Source organism: Vibrio sp. 1401 (assembly GCF_033340295.1).
On record NZ_JAWOWF010000801.1, the window covers coordinates 1 to 526 of the forward strand.

Genomic DNA, 526 nt, shown 5'->3' on the forward strand with positions numbered 1-526 from the left:
AAGAGACCGAGCTGTCGAAAGACATTTACATGCGCCCGTTATTCGTTGAAAAACGAGTGATTTTGGCGCGTAAAAACCATCCGACCTTGTCGAAAGTCAGCAATGATTGGGACACGGTCTCCAAGCTGCCCCTTGTTTCTTTGCCTGCGCCCGCGTCATATAAACCGCTTTGTACCGTGGAGTCCGAGTATCGCCGCATGGGCTATGAGCCCGTGGTGTTATTGAAATCCTATAATTTGCGCGTGGCTTGCCAAATGCTGCAAGAAACCGACGCAATTATGTATGCCAGTCAAAGCTCGGCATTGTTGATGCCGGAACTGGCGTCCTACGCAATGCCACTCGTCAACCGTGAGTTCAGTCAGTTTGTGGTCTCTGGCGGTTTCTTACAAACCAATCGCAACCATCCTTTGCACCGACACTTACATAAAGTGGTACGCCAAACCCTGAAGACGCCATTAATTTTCGCACAGTGATGACGGATTATTGTCTCGCGTCACCGAGATTCTCTGCATAAGATAACCATGAA

1 pseudogene is annotated in these 526 nt (G+C 49.0%); it reads left to right on the forward strand.

The annotated features are described in order from the left end of the window. Positions 1 to 473: pseudogene (locus tag R7Z77_RS28250) on the forward strand (LysR family transcriptional regulator); the annotation flags it as partial. Between the last annotated feature and the right edge of the window lie 53 nt (positions 474 to 526).